23 protein-coding genes are annotated in these 24,852 nt (G+C 44.3%); 6 read left to right on the top strand and 17 right to left on the bottom strand.

Translation table 11 applies throughout. From position 1 onward, the window contains the following. Positions 1-18: 18 nt before the first annotated feature. From fis to PAE54_RS02395, 4 genes are all read right to left on the bottom strand, one after another. Positions 19-288, bottom strand: a complete 270-nt coding sequence (gene fis, locus PAE54_RS02410) for a DNA-binding transcriptional regulator Fis (protein ID WP_005014868.1) — start codon at positions 286-288, stop codon at positions 19-21. 367 nt (positions 289-655) lie between these two features. Next, positions 656-1,507, bottom strand: coding sequence for an MJ0042-type zinc finger domain-containing protein (locus PAE54_RS02405; protein WP_326518288.1), 852 nt, complete (start codon positions 1,505-1,507; stop codon positions 656-658). Positions 1,508-1,524: 17 nt separating this feature from the next. Continuing rightward, positions 1,525-2,427: a 50S ribosomal protein L11 methyltransferase gene (gene prmA / locus PAE54_RS02400; protein WP_326518287.1), complete on the bottom strand. Its 903-nt coding sequence runs from the start codon at positions 2,425-2,427 to the stop codon at positions 1,525-1,527. Positions 2,428-2,662: 235 nt separating this feature from the next. Continuing rightward, positions 2,663-3,007 carry a hypothetical protein gene (locus PAE54_RS02395; RefSeq protein ID WP_326518286.1) on the bottom strand — a complete coding sequence of 115 codons (345 nt, stop codon included), beginning with the start codon at positions 3,005-3,007 and terminating at the stop codon, positions 2,663-2,665. A 255-nt stretch (positions 3,008-3,262) separates the two neighbouring features. On the opposite strand from PAE54_RS02395, the gene mnmG reads away from it, so the two are divergent. Continuing rightward, a complete protein-coding gene (gene mnmG / locus PAE54_RS02390; protein ID WP_326518285.1) occupies positions 3,263-5,143 on the top strand; it encodes a tRNA uridine-5-carboxymethylaminomethyl(34) synthesis enzyme MnmG in 1,881 nt (626 codons plus the stop codon). 320 nt (positions 5,144-5,463) lie between these two features. Beyond that, positions 5,464-6,675 (top strand): 3-(3-hydroxy-phenyl)propionate transporter MhpT, encoded by a 1,212-nt coding sequence (mhpT, locus tag PAE54_RS02385; protein ID WP_326518284.1) that lies wholly within the window; start codon positions 5,464-5,466, stop codon positions 6,673-6,675. Between the two features lie 385 nt (positions 6,676-7,060). Here mhpT and PAE54_RS02380 read toward each other — a convergent pair whose 3' ends face one another. Beyond that, positions 7,061-8,077, bottom strand: a complete 1,017-nt coding sequence (locus PAE54_RS02380) for a helix-turn-helix transcriptional regulator (protein WP_326518283.1) — start codon at positions 8,075-8,077, stop codon at positions 7,061-7,063. Positions 8,078-8,327: 250 nt separating this feature from the next. Here PAE54_RS02380 and PAE54_RS02375 point away from each other — a divergent pair, with 250 nt between their 5' ends. The 4 genes from PAE54_RS02375 to PAE54_RS02360 are packed head-to-tail and all read left to right on the top strand — an operon-like array spanning position 8,328 to position 12,029. Further along, positions 8,328-9,875, top strand: coding sequence for a circularly permuted type 2 ATP-grasp protein (locus PAE54_RS02375; RefSeq protein WP_326518282.1), 1,548 nt, complete (start codon positions 8,328-8,330; stop codon positions 9,873-9,875). Between the two features lie 24 nt (positions 9,876-9,899). Continuing rightward, on the top strand, positions 9,900-10,502 hold the full coding sequence (locus PAE54_RS02370; protein ID WP_326518281.1) for an alpha-E domain-containing protein: 603 nt from the start codon (positions 9,900-9,902) through the stop codon (positions 10,500-10,502). Further along, the gene (locus tag PAE54_RS02365) at positions 10,499-11,278 is read left to right on the top strand and encodes a transglutaminase family protein (RefSeq protein WP_326518280.1); all 780 of its coding nucleotides are present in this window, start codon (positions 10,499-10,501) and stop codon (positions 11,276-11,278) included. Before PAE54_RS02370 ends, PAE54_RS02365 begins: the two co-directional genes overlap by 4 nt. Before the next feature lie 16 nt (positions 11,279-11,294). After that, positions 11,295-12,029 (top strand): proteasome-type protease, encoded by a 735-nt coding sequence (locus PAE54_RS02360; protein ID WP_326518279.1) that lies wholly within the window; start codon positions 11,295-11,297, stop codon positions 12,027-12,029. 60 nt (positions 12,030-12,089) lie between these two features. Here the strand turns inward: PAE54_RS02360 and alr are convergent, their stop codons facing one another. The 12 genes from alr to ppsA all read right to left on the bottom strand — a co-directional run bounded on the left by alr (position 12,090) and on the right by ppsA (position 24,744). Continuing rightward, entirely contained in the window at positions 12,090-13,160 is a 1,071-nt protein-coding gene (alr, locus tag PAE54_RS02355; protein ID WP_326518278.1) for an alanine racemase, read from the bottom strand. Positions 13,161-13,366: 206 nt separating this feature from the next. After that, the gene (gene dnaB, locus PAE54_RS02350; protein WP_326518277.1) at positions 13,367-14,815 is read right to left on the bottom strand and encodes a replicative DNA helicase; all 1,449 of its coding nucleotides are present in this window, start codon (positions 14,813-14,815) and stop codon (positions 13,367-13,369) included. Positions 14,816-15,025: 210 nt separating this feature from the next. After that, entirely contained in the window at positions 15,026-15,472 is a 447-nt protein-coding gene (gene rplI, locus PAE54_RS02345) for a 50S ribosomal protein L9 (protein ID WP_273776814.1), read from the bottom strand. Between the two features lie 8 nt (positions 15,473-15,480). Then, complete coding sequence (rpsR, locus tag PAE54_RS02340; protein WP_004928375.1) at positions 15,481-15,708, bottom strand: 30S ribosomal protein S18; 228 nt, start codon at positions 15,706-15,708, stop codon at positions 15,481-15,483. 12 nt (positions 15,709-15,720) lie between these two features. Then, complete coding sequence (gene rpsF / locus PAE54_RS02335) at positions 15,721-16,107, bottom strand: 30S ribosomal protein S6 (protein WP_273776813.1); 387 nt, start codon at positions 16,105-16,107, stop codon at positions 15,721-15,723. Between the two features lie 243 nt (positions 16,108-16,350). Continuing rightward, positions 16,351-17,229, bottom strand: a complete 879-nt coding sequence (gene cyoE, locus PAE54_RS02330) for a heme o synthase (protein ID WP_326518276.1) — start codon at positions 17,227-17,229, stop codon at positions 16,351-16,353. A 10-nt stretch (positions 17,230-17,239) separates the two neighbouring features. Next, positions 17,240-17,566, bottom strand: a complete 327-nt coding sequence (locus PAE54_RS02325; RefSeq protein ID WP_273776811.1) for a cytochrome o ubiquinol oxidase subunit IV — start codon at positions 17,564-17,566, stop codon at positions 17,240-17,242. After that, positions 17,566-18,186 carry a cytochrome o ubiquinol oxidase subunit III gene (gene cyoC, locus PAE54_RS02320; protein WP_326518275.1) on the bottom strand — a complete coding sequence of 207 codons (621 nt, stop codon included), beginning with the start codon at positions 18,184-18,186 and terminating at the stop codon, positions 17,566-17,568. The genes PAE54_RS02325 and cyoC overlap by 1 nt, the downstream gene beginning before the upstream one ends. A 4-nt stretch (positions 18,187-18,190) precedes the next feature. Then, the gene (gene cyoB / locus PAE54_RS02315) at positions 18,191-20,182 is read right to left on the bottom strand and encodes a cytochrome o ubiquinol oxidase subunit I (protein WP_273776809.1); all 1,992 of its coding nucleotides are present in this window, start codon (positions 20,180-20,182) and stop codon (positions 18,191-18,193) included. Positions 20,183-20,185: 3 nt separating this feature from the next. Further along, entirely contained in the window at positions 20,186-21,250 is a 1,065-nt protein-coding gene (gene cyoA, locus PAE54_RS02310) for a ubiquinol oxidase subunit II (RefSeq protein WP_273776808.1), read from the bottom strand. A gap of 295 nt (positions 21,251-21,545) precedes the next feature. Continuing rightward, on the bottom strand, positions 21,546-22,292 hold the full coding sequence (locus tag PAE54_RS02305) for an RDD family protein (protein WP_326518274.1): 747 nt from the start codon (positions 22,290-22,292) through the stop codon (positions 21,546-21,548). Positions 22,293-22,365: 73 nt separating this feature from the next. Further along, a complete protein-coding gene (ppsA, locus tag PAE54_RS02300; RefSeq protein WP_326518273.1) occupies positions 22,366-24,744 on the bottom strand; it encodes a phosphoenolpyruvate synthase in 2,379 nt (792 codons plus the stop codon). Between the last annotated feature and the right edge of the window lie 108 nt (positions 24,745-24,852).

Below are 24,852 nucleotides of genomic sequence, written 5' to 3'. Positions count from 1 at the left end.
CGTGAGCATTTTAGCATCTTACTCACTCATTAAACCGTGAGCTTTTAACTTTTTACGCAAAGTACCACGGTTGAGTCCAAGGATTTCAGCTGCGCGAGTCTGGTTGCCGCGAGTGTATTCTAAGACCACAGATAAAAGAGGTTTCTCCATTTCTGCTAGCACCATGTCATAAACCTGAGATGGTTGTTCACCTTGCAATGACGCAAAATAATGGCGAACCGCGCGATCCACGTGGATACGAAGCGCAACATCAGATTGTGCAGTAAAAATAGGAGATTTGCTATTCATGCGAGTTAATCCGAAAATCAAATATCACTTGAGTAAAATGATATGTACATATGGTCTAAAAGGGTCGAGCTCCGTTTTAGATCCTAAAACGGCGGGCTCTAAAACTAGAACAATTAGCTTGCCACAACTCTTCAATTTGAGCGAAAAATAAGCGTAACAATAATTTAACTTTTGTTACAGCCTAAACTTCAAAAACAAAGATTAGCCTGATGCGCATTACGTGAATAAAGCACATGATCAAGGACTATATTTGTTTTGGATGAATGTGAGGAGTTTGCAGCACTAAGCTTTTCGTGGCGCGTATGATACCATTGTCTAAGAAAAAGTGAGCAATTAAACTGCATTTTTTTTCACTTTTTTTTAGACGTTACGGAGCTACAATTTCTAGGCTGTAATTGTCAAAGCTTTTTCGTTCAACCGGCAAGGTAAATTCAAATTTGAACGGGCGATCATGTGGAATACGCTGGATGCCTTGCAAACTCTTGATGAGATATTCACGTGAGTTCAATGTATAGATGGCAACTTCTTCGCCATCGGCATGCAGGGTGATTTTTACGTTCGGGAGTAATAGACTTGACTCGTGCTGATTGAGTAGCACACCACTAAATTGGGTTTTATCCTTGCCGGTACGTTTGACTTTTAGCTTATTAATAGCGATTAGGTTGTATTCCTGCTGCAAGGTATTACATTTTAGTGCCTGACAGACAGGGCTAAACAACGAACTGAGCATCGGACTGTTGTTGAGTAATTTAGGATTAAACCACAGCACCTGAAACATCAGGACAAAAAGCAGCACGATATTGACGCTGCCCCAAAGAACATAATATCCCCAGCCACGCGGTTTGTCCTGTTCATGACTAATGACACGTTCCGTATTGGAGAGGTTCAAGCCAGAGAATGTGCTTAGTGGTTCACTGGTGAAATAGTTCAGGTTGTTTAAATAGGTTTGTAAATCGATATTCGAGTTTTCGATTTTGCGGTTAAAAATATCGAGCAGGCGAGACTGTGAGGGATTGGTATTGAAACCGGCAAGTGCTGCTGCCACGGGCGTGTTACTTGCCAAAATTTCAGCTGTATCATGCTGAACCAGATGGGTTAGGGCATTAAAATTTTGTGAGCATTTGGGACAACAAACCATACCCTGCGCAGCAGTGAGCTGGGTCAACGTGACGTTATAGACGGTTGAACACTTCGGGCAGCGGGTTTGTTTGTCACTCATAGGATCTTTTTACTCGTTTAATTCGACTGGCGCTTTCCTGAAATGCGGCACCAGTTTTCTTCACGTTTTTCGATCTCTAATATATCAAAAAATTCTGAATAAACACGAGAAACTTCAGTAACTTGCTCTTCAATTACACCGGCAAGTGCGAACTCTCCGGCAGATTTAATTAAAGTTGAGAACTCTGGCGCAAGTGCCATTAGTGGGCCTGCCAAAATGTTGGCAACCAGAATGTCTGCTTGCTGACCTTGGAAAGCGGTATTGAATTCTTCAGGTAGCCCAACAAACAAGCGATCGTTGACTCCGTTCAGTTCGGCATTTTGTTGAGTCGCGAGAACGGCTTGTGGATCGATGTCGGTGGCATAGACTTTTTTAGCACCTAATAAAAGTGCCGCTACGCCCAAAATTCCCGAACCACAGCCATAATCGATGACGATTTTATCTTTCAGGTCTGTTTTACCTAGCCATTGTAGACAAAGGAAGGTGCTGGCATGGTTGCCGGTACCAAAAGCCAAACCTGGATCCAGTTTGATATTGATGGCATCGGCTTCAGGTGGTTCGAGCCATTCCGGCACAATCCAGAATTTTTCTGAAATCTGGATGGGTTCATAATAATCCATCCATGCACGTTCCCAAGCCTGATCTTCGAGTTCTTCAGAGCGAATCGGTGCATCTGGCATTTGTGCGCGAATAAACGCCTCAAGCTTGGTGGCATCAATCGGATCGTTTTCATCATCCTGGTAGATGCCAGTCACAATCACTTTATTCCATAATGGAGTTTCACCTGGAAGTGGTTCGAGCAAGGCCTGATCTTCTGCGTCATCAAGCGTCACACTGACGGCACCTAAAGACAGCAGTAAGGTTTCAGTAAAATCGACTTGTTCTTGATCAACAGTAATATGAATTTGTAACCACTTCACGGCATTAACCTAATTCGTTTTCGTAAAGACAGTATTGTAACGGATTCCGTTTAGCTGCCTACCAGAAAATGAGTTTTTATCTGGAATGTTTTCTGGCCGATGGAATTTGTAGGTCAATCTAAGAGTGAACACCATTTTGAGATGAGGTGATCATTCTGAATAAAATAACCTACGCCAAATGAAAAGAGCCACATACGTGGCTCTTTGGTGGAGATAAAGTTAAGTCAATCAGAGATTACTTGGGGTGTGGGGGAGTAAAACCTAAAGCACATTTTCCTCGTACTTCAGCACCGTTGATATTGGCACTCATCGCGCTATGTGTACCCGCACAGGTGGTAAAGAGCTCAGGCTCATTGCCCATAATGTTTTGGCTTTGTTTAGGAAAAAACTGCGGTTCACAGGTGCCATTCCAGATGATGCCACGATGAGCAAAGCTAACTTCAGTGCCTTGAGACTTGCCTTTACATACCTTTTGATAGAGCTGAGCATCATAGATTTTTTCAACTTTATCATTCGCTTGTACTAAAGGACTGAGACAAAAACCGCAGAAAAGCACTGAGAGGAGGAGTTTCTTATTCATCGTTGTTTCCTTATTTTGTTATTTACATCAATCTCAGCATAAAAAATAATCAGAATAAGACAGTGTTAATCACGTAAGTTATGCGGCGGTTTGGTGTCTTTTTGCTGTTGATCTGCAAAAAATAGTTATTTTTATCTCTAACGCACAGGCGCGCGTAGCGCTAGGCTATAACAAGAAAATCGACTCAATTTGTCAACTTAAAGGCAAATTTTGCTATAATACTCAGTCATCCTTTTTTATCTCTCAATTACCACTATGCATTATCCTAAAGTTTACGATGTCATTGTGATCGGTGGCGGTCACGCGGGTACGGAAGCAGCGCTCGCTGCGGCGCGTATGGGGCGACAGACGTTACTTCTTACGCACAATATTGAGACTTTAGGGCAGATGAGCTGTAACCCGGCGATTGGTGGTATTGGTAAGTCGCATCTGGTTCGTGAAATTGATGCCTTGGGTGGTGCGATGGCACTGGCAGCCGATAAAGGCGGGATTCAGTTCCGTATTCTCAACTCGCGTAAAGGTGCGGCAGTTCGTGCAACACGTGCCCAAGCCGACCGCGTTCGTTATAAAGCAGCGATTCGATATACGCTAGAGAATCAGGCCAATCTGGATATTTTCCAGCAAGCGGCCGATGACCTGATTGTAGAAGGGGATACCGTTAAAGGCGTTGTGACCCAGATGGGCATCCGTTTTGATGCCAAGACCGTGGTTTTAACTGCGGGAACCTTCTTGGGTGGCGTGATTCATATTGGTTTGCAAAATGCTTCCGGTGGTCGTGCGGGTGATCCACCGTCGATTGCTTTGGCGCACCGCTTACGCGAATTGCAATTACCCGTCGGTCGTTTAAAAACCGGTACACCACCACGTATCGATGCACGCAGCGTTGATTTTTCGGTGATGACCGCACAACCGGGAGATTTTCCTTCTCCAGTAATGTCATTTATGGGCGATGTGTCGATGCATCCTGAGCAGGTCAACTGCTACATCACCCATACCAATGAAAAAACGCATGACATCATTCGTGCGGGGCTGGATCGTTCCCCAATGTATACTGGTGTGATTGAAGGTGTAGGGCCTCGCTATTGTCCTTCGATTGAAGACAAAATTCACCGTTTTGCCGATAAAGACTCACATCAGGTGTTTTTGGAACCGGAAGGTCTGGATACCCATGAGCTGTATCCGAACGGGATTTCAACCTCGTTACCTTTTGATGTGCAATTTGAACTGGTTCGTTCGATTCGCGGAATGGAAAATGCGCACATTTTGCGTCCGGGTTATGCTATTGAATATGACTACTTTAACCCACAGTCCTTGAAATATACCCTGGAAACGAAAGCCATTAATAACCTGTATTTTGCCGGACAGATTAATGGGACAACCGGTTATGAAGAAGCCGGTGCACAAGGCCTGCTTGCAGGTTTGAATGCTGCACGTCGTGCCTGGGATCAGTCAGAATGGACACCAAAACGCGATGAAGCTTACATCGGGGTGCTGGTGGATGACCTGATCACGTTGGGTACTAAAGAACCGTATCGTATGTTTACCTCACGTGCAGAATATCGTTTGATGTTGCGTGAAGACAATGCGGACCAACGTTTGACGCCAATTGGCCGTGAACTAGGTCTGGTGGATGATGTGCGTTGGGCAGCGTATTGTGAAAAAATGGAAGCAGTAGAGCGTGAAACGGCGCGTTTGAAAGATCTATGGGCAGCACCGAACAACCCAATGGGCAAAAAGTTTGTGGAAATGACCGGCGCAGATTTATCGAAAGAGTGCTCTGCAATTGATCTATTAAAGCGTCCAAATATCAACTTCCAGCAAATTGCTGAGCTAACCGGTTCAGAGGTTTCTGCACAGGTGGGTGACCAGATCGAGATAGCTGTGAAATATGAAGGTTATATTAACCGTCAGCATGAAGATGTAGCCCAAATGAAACGACTGGAAGAGACCAAAATTCCTGTCGATTTTGATTATGATGCGGTTTCCGGTTTATCACGTGAAATTACTCAAAAGCTGAAAACGGTACGTCCCGATACGCTGGCACAAGCGGGCCGTATCCCGGGTGTGACACCGGCAGCAGTGCAGTTGGTGTTAATCACCATTCGTAAAAATGCTGGCACACGCAAATCAGCTTGATACTTTCAGCTAATGAAATAACAAAGCCCGCTTCAGCGGGCTTTTTTATTGAATTTTTTCAAGGGCATAGTTTATATCTATGGTTTGATCATAAAAATATTGTCAAAATTTTTATCTTGAAAATTGACCTAAGTAAATGAATTAAGAATAAAAAACGATTTATGATTTAACTTTTAGGTATTAATTGGAGGCTGCTGGATACATCCGCTGCAAATAAACCCGACCATTGTAGTGCTATTTCATCTGCATGATCCATCACAGAATAATTCGCTCAATAGGCGATGGAACGACGCTTTGCATCGTATGGATGGAGATTAGAGATGTTACAGACACAAACAGGTGGCTTACAAAAGAAGCTCACCATCTTTTTATGCTTTCTTGTGGCCTTTTTTGAAGGTTTTGATTTACAGGCACCGGGGATTGCCGCGAAAGGAATTGCTGCCACTTTTGGCTTGGATCAGCTGCAAATGGGCTACGTCTTTAGCCTGGGAGTATTTGGTATGCTCTTCGGTGCCTTCTTTGGGGGGCGTGTCGCCGACTACCTGGGACAGAAAAAAGTCCTGATGCTGGCCGTGGCAATTTTTGGTGTTTTTTTTAGTATTTCCGCGCTTGCCCCTAATCTTGAAGTTTTATATGTTGCACGCTTTTTAACGGGTGTGGGTTTGGGGGCTGCCATGCCGACGATGATTTCGGTCGTGGGGGATGAAGCAACCGAAGCTAATCGTGGCAAGTTAAACAGTCTGATGTACTGTGGTCTTCCGGTTGGTGCGATTTGTGTGGCAGGTTTAGGGATGTTTTTCCCGCAGATTTCTTGGCACACCCTGTTTCTGATTGGTGGTTTGGCGCCGTTACTGTTGTTACCCTTCATGGCTTTGATCTTAAAAGACAAGAAAAAGCAGCAACAGGCTCAGGTGCAGCCAGAAGCTGTGCCTGCGATGAGTGAAATTCTGTTTAAGAATAAAAAATATGCCCATACTCTGCCGCTGTGGGTGAGCTTTTTCTTTACCTTGATGGTGAACTATATCCTGATCAGCTGGTTACCGAATCTGCTTATGGAACAAGGTTTGGAAAAGAAACAAGCATTTCTGGTGATGCTGGTGTTCCAGGTGGGTGCAGTGATTGGCACCTTGGCCTTGGGTTACCTGCTTGATCGTCTTAAATTGTGGCAAATGTCCGTGATCATTTATTCTGGTTTGTTGATCGCGGTATTTATTTTGTTCACTACAACTTCGGTTCCTTTGTTGATTTTTGCCGGAGTAATCGGTGGTATTTTCTCAACTGGCGGCCAATCGATCTTATATGGGATTTCTCCGATTTTTTACTCACCTGCAGGGAAAGTCACCGGCGTGGGTAGTGCCATCTCCTTGGGACGTTTGGGTGCGATGACCGGTCCATTGTTAACCGGTAAAATTTTGGCACTGGGGTTGGGAACGACAGGCATTTTGATTGCAAGTGCACCTGGGATCGTGCTTTCTGCGGTTGCAGTTACGGCCTTATCCCGTTACAAAGATGCCCAGAAAAAACAAGTGTAATCCACTTTAAATCAGACTGCAGTTCAGGGTTACCTGGACTGCTTTGTGCTTTTCAATATAAATAATTCACAATAAATCTTTAATAGAAATAGCGTATTAAGTCGAAGATCTTCTGATTTCTCATGTCGAAATCATCACGTTATAGTGATTGCATGTTCAACGAATGAAGGAGAAGCGATGACAAAGAAAATGATTCGCTATAATCGCAATGATCTGGCTTGCTAAAGCTTGCGCGATGATGCACTCAAACGTGTGCAAATTCACAAGAGGCGTGGGGCTGAAAGGTGAATTTGTGCTGTCGTCCACACAACAATAATAACAAGTTTATTTTTACAAAAATGATAATAATAAATCTAAGAGAGCTTTCGACCAGAAGCTCTCTTTTTTATTCAGGTTTTGCAGATGCCTCTTCTGATTCATAGACAGCATGTGCGACTTCATCTGGTCGAATAGAGATTATTTTCTTACCAAAGCTGCGCAACCACCAGACCAGTTGTGAGGTAAAAGGCACGGTCGCGATCACTTCGACCTGATTCTCATGGTAAGGCTGAATGATCTGATCTTTGCTCAACTGACTTTCATAAAAATAGCTGGCATCATTTTCATGCATCACTAAATGCAGTTGAACCTGGTGAGTGGGGATATTGAAATCTACACGGAAACCTAAAGCGCCAGACTCAATGTATTCGTCAATGTTGAAATCAACAGGATGTAAAGCGCGTGAATTGAGCACAGTGGCTGACTTAAAACGGTGCAGAGCAAAGGTTTGCACATCACTTTTATCATGTCGGGTGCAGACCAGATAAATAATAGCGCCTTTTTGCACTAACCCTAAAGGGTTTAGCGTATAACGACGGTCTTCACCTTGGGCGGCACGGCTGCGGTAAAGACACTCGATCTGTTTATCCTGCAGCAGTCCTTCATAAATGGCTTGCTGTGCTTGTCGTTCAACCACAGGAGGAATCAAGGGTTGAGTCGCTGGGACAATCCTGACCCGGTTCACCCATTGCCTTACGTTATTTTGTGTGGAAAGACTGCGCCGAGCCAGGTCAAACCAAGGATTCATTTCTTCGATCAGGCTCGGTGGCAGTAAATGCTTGAGATGCTCCTCAACCATCATAAAGGTTACTGCCTGTGAGCTGGTCATATGCGGCAAACTTTGGATTGGGGCATCTGAACGCCAGCGCCAGCCCTGAGGCACGGTTTTATTACTTTCAATGGGAAAACGTTGCGAAATCTGGTTCAAATCACGTTGGATGGTGCGCAAGCTGATGTCGATGCCTTCACGTTGTAAAATTTCCTGCAGTTCACGTGTTCCCATCCATTTTCCGGTTGAAAGGCGGGACAGGATTTGCCATTGGCGATACAGGCTGTTTGATGTTTCTTTTTCTTGTGAAGACATAATAGAAGAATAAATCAGGTTAAGAAGAGAAAAATACCGCGCGATTCAACGCACGTTGGCAAACACAATAAAAAAACTTATCTATTTTGGCAAGTATTGCTGAAGCTGCTGTTTATATTCAGTCACAGATTATCGCAAAACTCTGCTTGAACTCAGTAGTTCATTCGAGAATAAATAGAAAGAACAGGGATAGTGGCATCAAATTTGCATTTTTTTGGCAAATAGAAGAGAAAAACACAGAGGAACCATAATGTTAAAAGAAAATAATGAGTTTGCCGGATTACCTACAGAAAATTATAGTGGTGAGTCGAACTTGCCGCCGGTTCTTGCTCGTGTTGAGGAGATGGCACCGACCACAGCACATATCTTTGATCAGTTAAAGTCGAGATTTTTTAATGAAATGCTCGATGATGCTTCGATGCATGGCGAAGCCTCGAAAAAAATCGAGCAGTGGTTGTGCCAACATACATTGGAGCAATTGGATGAGCTGAACCAGCAAGCCAAACAGCATCTCTTATATCAGGATATAACCTTTGCGCTGTATGGTGATCAGGCAGATTTACAACGCACGATTCCTTTTGATCTGATTCCGCGCGTGATTGCAAAAAAGCAATGGGACAAAATTGCTGAAGGTTGTACCCAACGTGTTCGTGCACTGAACCATTTTTTACAGGATATTTACCATCAGCAAGACATCTTGCAGGCAGGACTGATTCCTGAACAGCAGATCTTTACCCATGAAGCATTTCAACCACATATGCTCAAGCATCAGTTGAAAGGCAATATTTATGCGCATATTAGCGGGATTGATATTGTCCGTGACGGTAAAGGTGAGTTTTATGTGCTCGAAGATAACCTGCGGACGCCTTCTGGGGTCTCCTATATGCTGGAAAGTCGCAAGATTAGCCAGCAATTGATGCCAGATTTATGCCAGTCCAATCCACTCTATGCCATTGAACAGTATCCGGCCTTACTTCGGGAGATCTTGAGCGAAAATGCCGAGGTGGATCAGCCTTTTATCGTCGTGTTGACTCCTGGACGTTTTAACAGCGCCTATTATGAACATGCCTTCCTTGCACGAGAAATGGATGTGCCATTAGTCACTGGGCAGGACCTTTTTGTGGAGCAAGATAAAGTCTATGTGAAAACGATTCGTGGTCGGCAACGTGTTGATGTCATTTATCGCCGTGTGGATGATGCATTTCTCGATCCGTTGATGTTCCGTCCAGACAGTTGTCTGGGGGTGCCGGGTTTGATGTCAGCCTACTTGCAGCATAATGTGGTGATTGCCAATGCACCGGGCACCGGGATTGCAGATGACAAGTCGATTTATCCCTATGTGGATCAGATGATCGAGTTCTATCTGGGGGAGAAACCCATTCTCAACAATGTTCCGACCTATCAGTGCCGTAATGCGCAAGACTTAGACTATGTCATGCAGCATATCGATCAACTGGTTGTAAAAGAAGCGCAAGGTTCAGGCGGTTATGGCATGTTGGTGGGGCCACAGGCTTCGGCTGCTGAGATTGCTCAGTTTAAGGATAAATTACGGCTTCAGCCTCATCTGTATATCGCGCAACCAACACTGGATTTGTCCGTAGCACCAACCCTGACCGAAAAAGGACTGGCTGAGAGACATATTGATTTGCGTCCTTTCATTTTAAGTTCACCTTACCGCACTGAAATTGTGCCGGGCGGCTTAACTCGGGTTGCGATGCAAGAAGGATCTTTGGTGGTGAACTCCTCGCAGGGAGGAGGCATCAAAGATACTTGGGTAATTGATCAGCTACATTCCTGAAGCCGGAAGAGGGAAATAATTATCATGATTTTATTAAAGTCGAACGCCCATAGTATTTATTGGTTAGCGCGTTATTTGACCCGCATTCAACAGTTATGTGGGCATCTGCCATTTGAACAGGATCAACACGCACATGCCTTTGCTCAAGGCTTTGGTCTGGATATTGATGGTGCAGCCTCGCTGAATGCACTGATACAGAATTCTGTACAGTCCTTATCATTGACGCAGCAGTTACAGCAGGTTCAGGCCAATCTTCAGGATTTACGTGGTGTGTTGTCAGCCAAAGTCTATGCTGAACTCAATCAACTGGTGCGTGCTGCAAGCCAGCAACCCGTTACAATCTGTCGTGTAATCAGTCATTGTATTTCGTTACTTGAGGCCGAGTTGCCAGAAGTATGGACATTTTTTGCGTTGGGCCAGCAGCTGGAATTACTGGACTGGCAGATCCGCTTACAGCAACCGACAGCGCAACATATTCATAAATTAGCACAGTGGCTGGATGCCTTGGATGTGATGGGGTGGCATACGATCAATGCAGCTTGGCATGATTTTAAAAAGCAGCCCGAGTTAATCCAACTGTATGCGTTAACGCAACAGTTACAGATTGAATTCGAGGCGGCAGCATGAAGTTGATGGTGAATCACCAGACTCATTATCACTATAGTGAATGGTCATTAAACAGTGTGCAGTACATCAAAATGACACCGCAAAGCAGTGCACATCAGCAGGTGCTGGACTGGAATATTCAGGTTCCTGGTGTATCGGTAACGAAACGCGATGCTTTTGATAATATTTGGATCAGCAGTCAACAGCGCTATACTTACCAGCGGTTGAGTATTATGGCACAAGGGATCATTGTCATTAATCCTGATGCAGAAATAGGAGTAGCCAGCCGGATTCAGCCTCAGATTTTTTTACAGCCTACCATGCTCACACAATGTAATGCAGCGATGCTGGAGTTTGCACGGCATTACGTGACCCAGCCGAGTCGCAATTGTCTGATCGAACTCGCACAAGCACTTTTGGCTCATATCCCCTATGTGCCAAATATCACCACCGTACATACCTCTGCAATTGATGCTTTTATGCATCGACAAGGGGTATGTCAGGATCATAGTCATGTCTTTATCGCCATGTGCCGTGCCTTGGGTTTGCCGGCGCGTTATGTCTCCGGCTATCTGTATGTACCGGAAACGCTGCATCTTGCCAGTCACGCATGGGCAGAAGTGTTTTTAGACCATTCATGGTATTGTTTTGATGTCAGTAATCAGTTGTTCACCCCAGGTTCGCATATTTATGTGGCCTTAGGCCGGGATTATTTTGATGTTGCCCCCATTCGCGGGGTGCGTGAGAAAGGTGGAATCGAGCAGATGGATTCCACAGTACAGGTTTTACGTTGTTAGAAAAGGGATATTGAAAATGACATACTGTTGCGCGATGCGGTTAAAAGATGGTTTGGTCTTTGTCAGTGATACCCGTACCAATGCTGGCGTCGATCATATCTCGGTTTTCCGAAAACTGTTTACCTTCGGCATTAAGGGAGATCGTTTTATCACGATCCAAACGTCTGGCAATTTGGCCACCACTCAGGCCGTGATTGGCCATCTGGAAAATCATCTGACCTTAAAACAGGAACCCCATCTCTATAGTGTCAATACCATGTTCGAAGTGGCGGAACTGGTCGGACACACCTTAAAAAAAGTGATTGAGGAAGTCACCACCGATAAGCATGAACAGAGCAATTACTACTGTAATATTATTGTCGGTGGACAGATTCGGGGTGGTGAGATGCAACTGTATCACATTTATCCGCAGGGGAATTTTATCTGTGCGACCAGTGATACGCCGTATTTCCAGATTGGAGAAAGTAAATATGGCAAACCGATTTTGGATCGTGCGCTGCACTATACCATGCCCCTCGATGAGGCTTTTCGCTGCTGTTTGATTTCTTTTGACTCAACCTTGCGTTCCAATGTTTCGGTGGGGATGCCCTTGGATGCGGTGATTTATCAAAAAGATAGTCTCAATGTGCCCTGTAGCAAGCGTATTTATGAACAAGATCCGTATTTTGAGAGTATCAGCCGGCAGTGGTCTGAAACCTTGCGAAAAGGGCTGCAGGCGATGCCGAAACCTGATCCTGATTATTGCAAATAGGATCAGATTATTCTGGCTATAAATGAACGTATGATCAGCTTGATCCAAGCCAGCTAAATTTTACAATAAATGACGACGCGGACGTGTGGTCATTCGGCACAGCAGTTCATAGCCAATCGTACCATTTGCTGTTGCCACATCATCCACTAAACGATGTTTGCCCCAGAGTTCAACTTCACTGTCTAACGTTGCGTCTAATCCTGTGACATCAATTGCGATCATATCCATGCTGACTCGTCCAATCACGGGCGTAAGCTGACCTTGAACAGCGACAAAATTTGGCTGTAGATAGGCACGTGGATAGCCATCACCGTAACCAATCGAGACAATCGCAATCGTCATGGTCTGTTCAGCGGTAAACGTTGAACCATAACCGACCTGTTCACCGGCCTGAATGGTATTCAGGGCAATAATCTGTGCGGTGAAAGACATTACGGGTTTTAAATCTAAAGCATGCACATTTTGATCGGCAAATGGACTTGCACCGTACAACATAATACCAGGACGAACATAGTCAAAATGCAGTTCTGGCCATTTAAAAATAGCAGCTGAATTACAGCAAGAGGCGAGAATGGGATCACATGCTGCTTTTACTTGTAAAAACTGGCTTTTTTGCTGTTCATTTAAGGGATGATCCGCATCTGCGTTGGCAAAATGCATGGCCAATACACAAGTAAAACCTTCATTTTTAAGGAGTTGAATGACATCAATAATTTCAGGTAGCTTAAATCCTAAACGGTTCATGCCACTATTGAGCTTGACCCAAACTTTCAGACCCTGTGCAATATAGGCTGTTTTATGTGCACGTAACCAGTCCAGTTGCTGCTGATGATGGATGATGCACTCAATACTATGCTCAATGACACTCGGCATTTCATCGGCACTAAATACCCCTTCAATCAGGGTAATGTCATTTTGATAGCCCAATGTACGAATTTCCAGTGCTTCTTCGAGACAGGCTACACCAAACGCGTCAGACTCAGCCAAGGCCGCTAAACAGTGCTCCACTCCATGTCCATAGGCATTCGCTTTGACCATACTGACAATCTTGGCGGTTGGAGCAAGTTGTTTGACACGGTTAAAATTATATTGCAGTGCTGTACTGTCAATACAAATGGTAGCTTGACGCACCCTGGAACTCCTTGGGGGAAGTAAAAGGCTGTTTAACAATGAAAACAGACAGCCTGAATCAAAAGAAAAGGCAAAAGTTGCAAATGGTATAGGGCTTTTGCGCTGCTTGAGCCGTATTGTAGACCTGTCAGTTAAAAAAACTAGGCTGTATCTATTATTCTCATTAAATCCTCTGTTTTATAGAAGATTTAAAACAGTTTAGCTTTTTATTCGTCATCATCAAACTGGTTGTAATATTCCGGAGATAAATTACTAAAGCGGGTATATTGGCCTTCAAAAGCCAAACGCACTGTACCAATCGGGCCGTTACGCTGCTTGCCAATGATAATTTCCGCAGTACCGGCTTCTTTTGATTCCTTGTTATAGACTTCATCACGGTAAATAAACATGATCAAGTCAGCATCCTGCTCGATTGCACCGGATTCACGTAGATCCGACATGACTGGACGTTTATTCGGGCGGTTTTCCAGAGAACGATTCAGCTGAGACAAGGCAATCACCGGACATTGCATTTCTTTGGCCAGTGCTTTCAAACTACGCGAAATTTCAGAAATCTCGCCGACACGGTTATCACCCATACCTGGAACTTTCATCAATTGCAGGTAATCGACCATAATACAACCCAGTTTTCCTCCGTGCTGTTTGGCAATCCGGCGTGCACGGGCACGTAACTCAGTCGGTGGCAGGGCAGAAGAGTCATCAATATACAGATGCTTTTCCTGTAATTGCAAAATGGTACCAGTGACTTTGGACCATTCTTCACCATCGAGTTTACCAGAACGTAAATGCCCCTGATGCACTTTGCCATAAGAAGAAATCAAACGCATGGCAATCGAGTCTGCAGGCATTTCCATCGAGTAGACCAGCGCAGGTAAATTACAGTTAAACAAAACACTTTCAACCAGATTCATGGCAAAAGTGGTTTTACCCATCGATGGACGTGCCGCGACAATAATCAGATCGCCGGCCTGCATGCCAGAGGTTTTATTGTCGAGTTCCATAAAGCCGGTGGATAAACCGGTGATATTGCCATCGAGTTGGGAAAGTTCGTTTAATTTATCAAATACGTCGGCAACGACTGATGTAATCGGTTTTGGACCGCTATCTTTCTTATTGTTGTTATGCTGTTCCGCTAGCGAGAAAATATTGGTTTCTGCCAAGTCCAGAATTTCACTCACGCTGCGACCCTTCGTGTCATAAGCATTCTGCAAAATTTCGCTACTTACTTTGATCATATTTCTTAAGGTGGCGAATTCGCGAATCTTGTTGGCGTAGGTTTCCAAGTTATAAAAACTTGAAGGGGAGTCCGCCATCAGTTGCATTAGATATTCTTCACCACCTGCAGCTTCGAGCAGGTTTTGTTTGATCAGCCAGTCATTGACCAGTACGGCATCATAAGGTGAGTTTTCCTGTGCCAATTTTTCGATCGCACGGAAAATATATTTGTGTCGGGTGGCGTAAAAATCACTTTCCTTGAGAATATCACTGACTTGTTCAAACGATTCAGCCACTGTCATCAATGCGGCTAACACGGCCTGTTCAATGGACAGGTTGTGTGGAGGGGTACGGAACTCTTTGAGCTGGCCTGAATCTGCAGATTTTTTATTGTCAGCATTGACCGTAGGAAATGGCGTAGTGACGCTTGCCTGAGACATAAAGAGCCCTGTAGATATTCAGCAAAAAATGGAGAGTAAAGACGGAAAATTTGTACTCTATCTTAAAACAATTTTTTCTAAAGTTAAGCTATTAGTTGATTGATAATTTCATGCAATCCGGATGGGTTAATGCATAAAAAGAGGCCAGTTCCTCCAATTTTTTAGAAAAAAAAAGAGCATGCAAAAGCATGCCCTTTTTTAACTGCGAAATTATTCAGCAACGATAGTTACTAGAACTTCTGCAGTTACATCGTGATGCAATTGAATCGCGATGTTGAATTCACCAGTGTTGCGAAGCGCACCATTTGGCAAACGAACTTCTGCACGGTCAACTTCAAGACCAGCATTTGTCAACGCGTCAGCGATGTCACGAGTACCGATTGAACCGAAAAGTTTACCTTCGTCACCAGCTTTCGCAGTGATCACGATGTTTACTTCGTTCAATTGGTCAGCACGTGCTTGAGCAGCAGCCAAGATATCAGCTTCTTGCTTCTCAAGTTCTGCACGACGAGCTTCAAAAGCAGCAGTGTTTGCTTCAGTTGCAGCAACTGCTTTACCTTGAGGGATAAGGAAGTTACGGCCGTAACCAGCTTTCACTGAAACTTTATCACCTAGTTTGCCAAGGTTTTTAATGCGTTGTAATAAGATAACGTCCACAGATCACCTCACTTATGGTTGTCAGTGTAAGGGATCAAAGCCAAGTAACGAGCTTGTTTGATAGCAAGCGCTAATTGACGTTGATAACGAGCCTTAGTACCAGTGATACGGCTAGGAACGATCTTGCCGTTTTCAGTGATGTACTGTTTTAAAGTGTCGATATCTTTGTAGTCGATGTACGCAACATTCTCAGCTGTAAAGCGGCAGAACTTGCGACGACGGTAGAAACGTGCCATTGATAGTTCTCCTTAAGCTTCAGCAGAATCTTGAGCTTGTTGTGCTTCTTCACGTTGAGCTTTACGCGCACGTTTTTCTTCAGCACTCTTAGCCAATAAAGATTCTTCAGTAATTGCGTTTTCACGACGGATGATCAAGTTACGAATGATTGCATCGTTATAACGGAACAATTCTTCTAACTCATCAAGAGTCGTTTGACCACATTCAACGTTCATCAAAATGTAGTGCGCTTTGTGAATCTTGTTGATTGGGTAAGCCAATTGACGGCGGCCCCAGTCTTCTAAACGGTGAATTTGACCGTTTGCTTCTTTGATGTGAGAGATATAGCGTTCAACCATACCTACCACTTGATCGCTTTGGTCTGGATGTACCAAAAGTACGATTTCGTAGTGACGCATTGTCAGCTCCTTACGGTTTATACAGCCCCTAAATTAAAATCTAGAAGCAAGGAGTCACAACCAGGATAGGTTGTGTCGCGAATAGCGAAGGCTGAATTATAGAGAAGATCACATCCGAAAACAAATACTTTTCCGGTTTAGCAGTAAAAATAGCCAAATCAGGACAGTATCAAAGAATAAAATGTGGCGAAGAGAATTCGATAAGAAAAAGAGTGGTTATAGAGGTGATAACCACTCAATGCATTAAAAAAGTGGAATGTGGGGTGCCGGGGAGAGGGTTGTGAAACTAAAGCTTAAACTGATCACGGTAATTAGAATGACCGAGAACAAGAAAAAGCGTTTGGCCCAAAGCTGATCATTTTCTGCTTTAAAACCAATAATGCCCAAATAGATCCAGTAAAAGCTGAGCACATTCAGAAGGATAAAATAGACCCAGTTGGTATAGCCATAAAAAAACAGGCCGTTCATGGCAATCACAAACAAAACCACATAAATCAATGATTCTATCTTTGTGCGCAACACAGAGCGTGCTACAGGCAGAATTGGAATCCCTGCATTTTTATAGTCATCAAAACGGTAGATTGCAATAGCCCAAGAGTGTGGCATTTGCCATAGTGCATAACCCAAAAAAATCAGTAGCGCGGCCAGATCAAATTCATGGCTGACAGCGGTATAGCCGATTACAGGTGGGCTAGCGCCTGAGATACTGCCAATTACGGTTTGATGAATGGTTGTGCGTTTGCTCCACAAGCTGTAGAAACCGACATAAACCACAAAACCAATGACTGCAAACAAGAAGGCATAGGCATTAATGGCAAACCAAATAATGCTAAAACCGATCAAACCGAGCACCAGCGCATAGCTCAGCGCGACAGTCGGGGAAACCGTTTTTTTTACTAACGCACGGTTTTGGGTGCGCTGCATTTTTTGGTCAATGTCCTGGTCAATAACATTATTGACAACACAGCCTGAGGCAACAACAAGCGTTGTACCTAGAAGAGTGAGAAGGAGTAAAAGGAAATCTACAGAACCTTGGGCGGCTAAGAGGTAGCCGCCCAAAGTGGTAACGAAGTTACCGAAGAGAATTCCTGGCTTGGTCAGGAATAAATACTTTTTCAGCATGACAACCAGTTTAGATCATCATGTTGGAGTGAAGGTAGTTCATGATCCATACAGAACCAACCAAAAGGATGGCAATCGTTAAGATTGTATAGACGAATGCAATCACGTTCCAACGTTGCTCTGAAGAGGTATTCATGTGCAAGAAGAAAACTAATTGTACAAGTACCTGAGCAACAGCAGTAATTGCAATTGCAGTGATCAGTACGCCACGGTCAAATCCACCGCCCATCACCATCCCGAAAGGGATGATGGTGAGAACTACAGAAAGGATGAAACCAATGGTGTACTGTTTAAAGTTACCGTGCGATGCACCAGCAGCGTTATGATCGTGACCCATTAGAGAACTCCCATTAAGTAAACTACGCTGAATACACAGATCCAAACGATGTCAAGGAAGTGCCAGAACAAGCTTAGGCAAGCAAGACGACGAGTGTTCGCAAGCGTCAAACCATATTTCTTGATTTGAACCATTAACACGATCATCCATACCAAACCTGAAGTTACGTGAATACCGTGCGTACCTACAAGGGTAAAGAACGCAGATAAGAACGCACTTGTGCTTGGACCATGACCGGCATGAACTAAATGATTGAACTCATAAAGTTCCATACCGATGAACGCTGCACCGAATAACCAAGTAATTGCGAGCCAAGTGATGACCTGACCAACATTTTTCTTGTATGAAGCAAGTACGGCAAAACCAAATGTTACTGAAGAAATCAAAAGAGCAAATGTTTCAGTAAGTACGAAACTTAAAGATTCACCAAAAAGTTCTTTTGCACTTGGCGTGCCAACAGGAACATGACTGCTTAATACAGCGAACGCGATGAAAAGCGTACCGAAAAGAATCAAGTCGCTCATCAAGTAGGACCAGAAACCAAAGACAGTGATGTCAGTATCATCGTGGTGATGATGTTCATCGTGTCCGTGGTTGTCGTGATGAAGTACTTCAGCCATATCCTTAGTCCTTCTTCAAGTGTTTTTCAAGTAGGGCATAGCGTTCATTTTCAATGCGCTCAACTTCAGCAGCAGGAACATAGTAGTCCACTTTCTTGGTGAAAGAGCTGTTGATGAAGGAAATGATTGCGCCAATGAAAGTAACAACTACTAACCACCAGATGTGCCAGATTAATGCAAAGCCCATAACAGTGATGAACATCGCAATAACAAAACCTGCAGCACGGTTGGTTGGCATGTGAACGTCTTCATACTTCGCTGGACGTGCATACGCTACACCATTTTCTTTGTCATTCCAGAAGCGGTCGATACCGTCAGCTTGTGGCAAGTGAGCAAAGTTATAGAATGGAGCAGGAGAAGAAGTAGACCATTCAAGTGTACGAGCATCCCATGGGTCGCCAGTAAGGTCGAGGTTTTGGTTGCGTTGCAAGAAACCAACAACGATTTGCAATACAAAGCAGATCAAACCGATCATTACAAGCACAGAACCGAAGAACGCAATTGTTACGTATGGATCCCATTCTGGGTTGTCATATGTATTCAAACGACGAGTCATACCCATGAAACCAAGGATATAAAGTGGCATGAATGCAAAGTAGAAACCGAAGAACCAGAACCAGAACGCCGCTTTACCCCAAGTTTCGTTGAGTTTCCAACCAAACATTTTTGGCCAGTAGTAGATGATACCCGCGAACATTGCGAATACAACACCACCGATAATCACGTTATGGAAGTGAGCGATCAAGAACAATGAGTTGTGTACTAGGAAGTCCGCTGGTGGAACCGCCATCAATACACCTGTTAAACCACCGATACCGAAAGTCACAAGGAAGCCAAGTGTCCATAGCATTGGGGTAGTGTAAGTGATGCGACCTTTGTACATGGTGAACAACCAAGAGAAGATTTTCACACCAGTAGGGATCGCAATAATCATGGTCATGATACCGAAGAACGCATTCACGTTACCGCCGGCACCCATGGTAAAGAAGTGGTGAACCCAAACAACCAGTGACAAGACACCAATTGCTACGGTTGCGTACACCATTGATTTGTAACCGAACAATGTTTTGCGGCAGAAGGTTGCCACAACTTCTGAGTAAATACCAAAAGCTGGTAATACCAAGATGTATACTTCTGGGTGACCCCATGTCCAAATCAAGTTCACGTACAACATTGGACTACCGCCCAACTCGTTAGTGAAGAAGTGGAAGCCGAAGTAACGGTCAAGAGAAAGCATCGCGATAGTTGCAGTCAACACTGGGAAGGTTGCAACGATCAATACAGAAGTAACTAATGCAGTCCAAGTGAAAATTGGCATGTCCATCAGTTTCATGCCAGGCGCACGCATTTTAATGATGGTAACAAAGAAGTTAACACCGGTTAAGAGCGTACCTAGACCAGACACCTGTAGCGCCCAGATATAGTAATCCACACCTACGCCAGGAGAGTATTCGATACCTGATAGAGGAGGATAAGCCATCCAACCTGTAGCAGCGAACTCACCAAGAGCAAGAGATGCCATCATCAAGCCTGCAGCGCCAGTGAAGAGCCAGAAGCTGAGAGAGTTTAATAGTGGGAATGCAACGTCACGAGCACCAATCTGTAAAGGTACAGAGATGTTCATTAAGCCAACCACTAGACCCATTGCTACGAAGAAGATCATGATTACACCGTGTGCGGTGAAGATCTGGTCGTAGTGTTCAGGGTGCAGGTAACCTTCGCCGCCACCGCGTGCAAGGAACTGCTGAAGACGCATCATGATTGCATCGGCAAAGCCACGCACCAGCATGACGATCGACACAAAGATATACATGATACCAATTTTTTTATGGTCTACCGATGTGAACCATTCGTTCCACAGGTAGCCCCATTTTTTGAAGTAGGTAATACCAACAACAGCTGCAATACCACCCAAGATCATCAATCCAACTGTGACGAGTACAATTGGATCATACGGAATAGCATCCGGACCTAACTTGCCTAATAAGAAGCTCATGTCTTATTCCCCTACAACTGAAGAAGCGGGTTCAACAGCGGCATGTGCATCAGAAGCAGCAGCCTCATGAGCGCCAGCAGTAGCTGCATGACTACCACCATGGTAGTTGCTCATGTATTTGTTGATCACTGATTCAAACAAGCCTTGCTCTACAGAAGAGTAATAAGTCACAGGATGTGGCTTAGTTGGGTAAGGCTTCATTGCTTCAGCAGCAGCCTTCTCTTCAGGAGTTTGTGCTTTAGAAATCAAAGCTTCAATTTGGTGTTTACCACGGTTACCGTCACGCAAGGTTGCAAATTCAGCTTGGTCTAAAACACCTTTTTGAATTGCTGCAGGGTTAATTGTATTACCCTTACCTGCTTTCACCGCTGCAACCCACTCGGCAAACTGAGCTTCAGTCACAGAATGAGCTTTGAAACGCATTTGTGAGAAACCATAACCTGAGTAGTTAGAAGAGAAACCACGGTATACACCAGTTTCATTTGCTAATACATTCAGGTGAGTCTGCATGCCGGCCATCGCATAGATCTGACCCGCTAACTGTGGAATGAAGAATGAGTTCATTGTGAAGTTAGAGGTGATGCGGAAGCTTACCGGTGTTTGCTCTGGGAAGCGTACTTCATTCACTGTCGCAATTTGTTGCTCAGGATAGATGAAGATCCATTTAAATTGTTCAGCAATAACTTGAACAGTTAATGGTGCTTTATCAGATTCTAACGGACGGTATGGGTCATACTTGTGTGAACCCACCCAAGTTAACCAAGCTAAAATACCAATAATAATGACTGGAATACCCCAAACTACAATTTCAATTGCAGTTGAGTGTGCCCAGGTAGGCTTATAGTCTGCATCTTTATTTGACGCGCGATATTTCCAACCAAACCATAGTGCCATGATGATCGATGGGATCACCACAAGCAACATTAAATAGATCGCAGTCATCATGAGGCCGCTTAGACCTTCCGCAACTGGACCTTTAGAGTTTAGAAGTACCATATCACCACCACACCCAGTGAGGAGTGCAGCAAGCGTTGATAAAGACAATACAGCTAAAATTGTTTGTCTCATTTTACAACCTCGGTGAAGAGTCCCATTCCCTAATAAATATGGGATAGCGATTCAAGTGTCGCATGATTGAGCGTTATTAATTTCTTACAAAAAAATAGCGCTCAATAGTACGGCACCGCTACGTTGTAGGGCATTATGCCTGATATCGTTCAACTAAGCTATACATAAAATTGGTTAAAATACCTTTAAAAAATAACCAATTTCTTTGCTCGGATTTTATTTTTAATGTGTGAAAAGTGAACAAATAACAGGCATTTGCGGGAAAGGAATAGGGGGATAATTTCCCCCTATTTTACTAGGATTTTGCGCGGCGGATGACTTTTGTTTTGGCGAGTTTGTCGTGTAGAGTTTGACGGCTTTTACTGAACGCAAAACCATAGTCCAAAATAGTAATAAAAGGCATAAACAGGAAGTTCAATATAATAAACAGGAAACTGCGCAGCCAGAAACCACGAATCATATTGACCTGTGCACCACTGTCCTGATCAACAATCTGAATATTGGTGAGTCGTTTGCCGATACTTTGCCCAGTTTTAGCGATTAATATCGACTGGATAATCAGCATGACCGCAATATAAAGCCCCATCATTTGCCAGCTTTCTGGGGAAATAAGTGCCAAAATCTGGCTTTGTGTATCTGGTGTAATCGACTTCTGCTGTAATTGCATCAGTTTATTGGCCGACTCTTCCGTCATGGTTAAAGAGGGAATCGCAAAGGCCGGTAGCCAGAGTAATAAATCAATAATCTTTGCCAATGCACGTGAATTGTAAGACGCGAGTGTCTCTAAATTTTGCTTTGGACTGCGAACACTTTGTGTGAAGCTATCCTGAAAGGGTGTAGCTTGAGGTCTAGGAGGGACATAACCCGCAGGTTCATATACAAGTTTACCCTGAGTCAGTTCACCTAGTGCTTTCCATTCCGTCATGCCTTCATGCCAGGCAAGATCAGTAAGAAGCACTTGCTGGCTGGCAAGCATTTCGTTGACTTGTTCTAGGCTGTAAGGGCCCGCTTGCTGGTTATTTCTGGCCAAGTAAATTTGCATAAATACCAAATCCCAAAATAATGAAGATTAAAGGACAAAAAGACCCACGAGGGGCCTTTTTGTAAGTCAAGCATTATGCTTGCTTGATTTTTTCTTCAGCAAGGAAGAACCACGTATCCAATACTGAGTCTGGGTTAAGTGAAACAGACTCAATGCCTTGTTCCATCAACCATTTTGCCAAATCAGGGTGATCTGATGGGCCTTGACCACAGATACCGACATATTTACCTGCTTTGCGACATGCATGAATAGCCATAGAAAGCAGGGCTTTTACTGCAGGATCACGTTCGTCAAACAATTGTGAAACGATGCCTGAGTCACGATCAAGACCAAGGGTTAGCTGAGTCAAGTCGTTTGAACCGATTGAGAAACCATCGAAGTTTTCAAGGAACTGTTCAGCCAAGAGCGCATTGGTTGGCAATTCACACATCATGATGACTTTCAGGCCGTTCTCACCACGTTTCAAACCGTTTTGCGCCAAAAGTTCAATGACACGTTTTGCTTCATTCACGGTACGTACAAATGGAATCATGATTTGAATGTTAGTCAGACCCATTTCGTCACGTACTTTCTTCAACGCACGGCATTCAAGTTCGAAACAGTCGCGGAAGTTTTCAGAAACGTAGCGGCTCGCACCACGGAAGCCCAACATTGGGTTTTCTTCTTCTGGCTCGTATAACTTACCACCGATCAAGTTAGCGTATTCGTTTGACTTGAAGTCAGACATACGTACGATCACTGGTTTGTCAGCGAAAGCCGCAGCAAGCGTAGAAATGCCTTCAACCAGTTTTTCAACGTAGAACTCGATTGGTGAAGAATAGCCCGCAGTACGTGCCATCACTGCAGCACGAGTTTCGCGTGGCAGACTGTCAATGTTTAACAGGGCTTTAGGGTGTACGCCAATCATACGGTTGATGATGAATTCAAGACGCGCCAAGCCAATACCTTCGTTTGGAATTTGCGCGAAGTCAAATGCACGATCCGGGTTGCCGACGTTCATCATGATTTTGAACGGAAGTTGAGGCATAGATTCAATCGAGTTGCGTTGAACTTCAAAATCAAGCGCACCTTCGTAAATAAAGCCCGTATCACCTTCGGCACAAGAAACAGTGACCTCTTGACCATCCACTAACACTTCTGTGGCGTTACCACAACCAACAATTGCAGGAACACCAAGCTCACGCGCGATAATCGCTGCGTGGCAAGTACGGCCACCACGGTTGGTGACAATTGCCGCCGCACGTTTCATGACTGGTTCCCAGTCTGGATCGGTCATGTCAGAAACAAGCACGTCACCGTCTTGGACTTTATCCATTTCTTTAATTGAAGTGACGATGCGGACTTTACCCGAACCGATACGTTGACCAATTGAACGACCTTCGCACAATACCGTACCTTTTTGTTTGAGTAGGTAGCGTTCCATGGTGCCGACATTCTGACGGCTTTTTACGGTTTCAGGACGAGCTTGAACGATATAGATCTGGCCATCATCGCCATCTTTTGCCCACTCGATGTCCATCGGTGCACCGTAGTGTTGTTCAATGATCAAGGCTTGTTTCGCAAGCTCATGCAATTCATGATCATTCAACGCAAACTGTTGACGCTCTTGTTTGTCAACATCAACAACAACAACTGATTTACCTGCAGTACCTTCATCACCGTAAATCATTTTCTGGTGTTTAGAACCGAGATTACGGCGAAGTACAGCGTGTTTGCCGTTGTTCAATAATGGCTTGGAAAGATAGAACTCGTCCGGGTTAACGGCACCTTGTACCACCATTTCACCCAAGCCATAAGAAGCAGTGATGAATACAACGTCACGGAAACCAGATTCGGTATCCAGGGTAAACATGACACCTGAAGCACCCGTTTCAGAGCGAACCATACGTTGAACACCAGCGGAAAGCGCGACTAAGCTGTGTTCAAAACCTTGGTGTACACGGTAAGCAATGGCGCGGTCATTAAATAGGGAAGCAAAAACTTCTTTGATCGCGATTAGAACATTATCGATACCGCGAATGTTCAGGAAGGTTTCTTGCTGACCCGCAAAAGATGCATCTGGCAAGTCTTCAGCAGTCGCAGATGAACGAACGGCAACCGCGATGTCTGGGTTGCCGTTAGAGAGTTCAGCAAAGGCCGCACGAACTTCTTTTTCTAGCTCAGCTGTAAGAGGAGTCTCAACAATCCATTGACGGATTTTAGCACCGGTCGCAGCGAGGGCGTTGACATCATCGACATTCAGTTGAGCAAGTTCAGCCTGAATTTTGGCATTAAGACCGCTTTGCTCGAGAAATTCACGATATGCATCAGCAGTAGTTGCAAAACCGCCCGGAACAGATACACCTGCATTGGATAAGTGGCTGATCATCTCGCCCAGTGATGAGTTTTTCCCACCAACGAGTTCGACGTCATGCTTTCCTAATTTTTCGAGACCGATTACGCGCGCTTCCAAAGTTTTTACTCCACTGTTGCAGTATTAATCACTATATTGGCATGAAATATAGAAAAGCCGCTTAGCTTTTTGATTTTACTAAGCGACAGTTTTTAAAGTTCGGTTTAC

Source organism: Acinetobacter minutum (assembly GCF_035916735.1).
Lineage (GTDB): Bacteria > Pseudomonadota > Gammaproteobacteria > Pseudomonadales > Moraxellaceae > Acinetobacter.
Note: the sequence above shows the minus strand (reverse complement) of the source record. Positions and strands in the feature narration are given on the sequence as shown.